The organism is Selenomonadales bacterium (genome assembly GCA_017442105.1).
Lineage (GTDB): Bacteria > Bacillota > Negativicutes > RGIG982 > RGIG982 > RGIG982.
In genome coordinates, this window is the sequence record JAFSAX010000191.1 from 1 (window position 1) to 2,409 (window position 2,409).

The window sequence follows — 2,409 nt, forward strand, 5'->3', positions numbered from 1 at the left end:
AATAGATCGTCATCTGAAAGGGTGACGTTTTATTAAAATAAACACATCAAAATAATTTGATTTGACAGGGAGGGTACACAGATGAATGTGTGGTCATTTATTCAGGAACAGGTACTTGGGATGCAGTGGCTAAGTGAGGCGATCGGCAATAGTCTGCTCAACATAGGGGTGGATATCGGCGGTCAGATCGGGGCAAGTGTGCGGTTCTTCCTTTATGATACGATCAAGATCATGATCCTGTTTAATGTATTGATATTGTTGATATCGTATATCCAGAGCTATTTTCCGCCCAAGCGTGCGAAACGTATTCTCGGACGATTTCATGGTATTGGTGCCAATTGTGCGGCGGCTCTTCTCGGCACGGTGACACCGTTCTGTTCTTGTTCGTCCATTCCGATCTTTATCGGTTTTACGCGGGCGGGGCTGCCGCTCGGAGTTACATTTTCTTTTCTTATATCGTCGCCGATGGTTGATCTTGGTTCGCTTGTCCTGTTGATGAGTATTTTCGGCTGGAAGGTTGCCGTCGCATATGTGCTGTTGGGGCTGGGCATTGCTGTTGTCGGCGGATTGGTGATCGAGTATCTGCGCTTAGAGGATGAAATAGAGGAGGAGATTGGAGATGTTCGTTCGATTGACGATGCACAGGAAGATGCTCCTTTCATTGAGCGGGCGCGATTCGCGTGGGAGTGTATGACCTTTACTGCACGCAAGGTTGCTCCGTATATCCTGGTTGGTGTCGGTATCGGTGCATTTATACATAATTGGATACCCGAGAACTTTATTGTTCGAGTGCTTGGATCGGATAATCCGTTCGGCGTTGTGATCGCCACGATTGCGGGTGCGCCTGTTTATGCAGATATTTTTGGCGTGATCCCGATTGCTGAGGCACTATTGGCGAAAGGTGCACAGCTCGGAGTAGTGCTGTCGTTCATGATGGCTGTGACGACGTTGTCTCTGCCGTCAATCATCATGCTTCGCAAGGCTGTCAAACCGAAACTGCTTGGTGTATTCATCTTGGTCTGCATTATCGGTATCATTATCGTTGGATACTCTTTCAATGCGGCAGAATATCTGCTAATATGACTGAATCAGAAAAGGTGTTTGATATTTAATTCGTTTTATATCAAAATTAGTTAAATATACCTATAAAATACACATTAATCGTTTGACTCGAAAACATAATACGTGGTACAATGATTAAACTAGTAGAACTGTATCTGATTTAGTTAGGTGGGTATAAATTGATTAGTGTAACAAAATTGTTATTTGCAACAGATTATTATGGGGATACGCTTCGTTATTCGGAGGATTCCCGTGAGGCAAAACATGGTGTGCGCGTAGGTGCAGGCCCTGTTGTTGTATGGAACTCGACGAAAACTTGTAATCTTAAATGCCGTCATTGCTACATGAATTCCGATGCACAGAAATATGAAGGTGAGTTGACGACGGAAGAAGCAAAACGCTTTATTGACGATCTCGCTGAATTCAATGTACCGGTACTTCTTTTCAGCGGCGGCGAACCGCTCATGCGTAAAGACTTCTTCGAGCTTGCCGAGTATGCGGCGGCAAAAGGAATCCGCCCAACGCTTTCGACGAACGGTACGCTTATCACGCGTGAAGTTGCCGAACGCATTAAAAAGATCGGTGTCGGCTATGTCGGTATTTCGCTTGATGGCTTACAGGAAGTCAACGACAAATTCCGCGGCAAAGAAGGCGCGTTCCAAGCGGCGATGGAAGGTATCCAGAACTGCGTAGCTGTCGGTCAACGCGTTGGTCTTCGTTTTACGATCAACCATCATAATATTCAAGAGCTTGACCGCATTTTTGACTTCATCGAAGAAAAAGGCATCAATCGTGTCTGCTTCTATCATCTCGTTTATTCCGGTCGCGGTAATGCGATGATGGACGAGGACGTTACGCCTGAGCAGTCGCGTATGGCGATGGATACGATCATTCGTCGTACACGTGATTTCGAAGAACGTGGTCTTGAAAAAGAAATTTTGACTGTCGACAACCATTGCGATGGTGTATATATGTATTTGCAGGCACTCAAAGAAGGCCGCACCGAATTGGCTGAACAGATGCTTAAATTCATCTCGATGAACGGTGGTAACCGCAGTGGCATGGCGTTTGCCGAAGTCGATCCGCTCGGTTATGTGCATCCCGACCAGTTCACGCAGCATCATACGTTCGGTAATGTTCGCGAACGCAAATTCGGTGATATCTGGACGGATATGACGCATCCGATCCTTGCAGGTCTGAAAGACCGCAAACAGCTTCTTAAAGGTCGCTGTGCAAAATGCAAATTCCTTGCCAACTGCAATGGTAACTTCCGTACACGTGCAGAAGCAACGACGGGTGACTTCTGGGAGTCCGATCCTGCTTGCTATTTGACGGATGAAGAGATCG

At 46.3% G+C, this 2,409-nt stretch carries 2 protein-coding genes; both read left to right on the top strand.

Translation table 11 applies throughout. The annotated features are described in order from the left end of the window. Window positions 1-120: 120 nt before the first annotated feature. Window positions 121-1,083 carry a permease gene (locus IJN28_07495; GenBank protein MBQ6713611.1) on the top strand — a complete coding sequence of 321 codons (963 nt, stop codon included), beginning with the start codon at window positions 121-123 and terminating at the stop codon, window positions 1,081-1,083. Between the two features lie 158 nt (window positions 1,084-1,241). Then, window positions 1,242-2,409 (top strand): putative heme d1 biosynthesis radical SAM protein NirJ1 (gene nirJ1 / locus IJN28_07500; GenBank protein ID MBQ6713612.1); only part of this gene is annotated, 1,168 nt, incomplete at its 3' end.

What these genes read in the sequence shown, in the direction of transcription:
- IJN28_07495 (MBQ6713611.1), top strand. Translation starts at nt 121, where the DNA reads ATGCAGTGGCTAAGTGAGGCGATCGGCAATAGTCTGCTCAACATAGGG.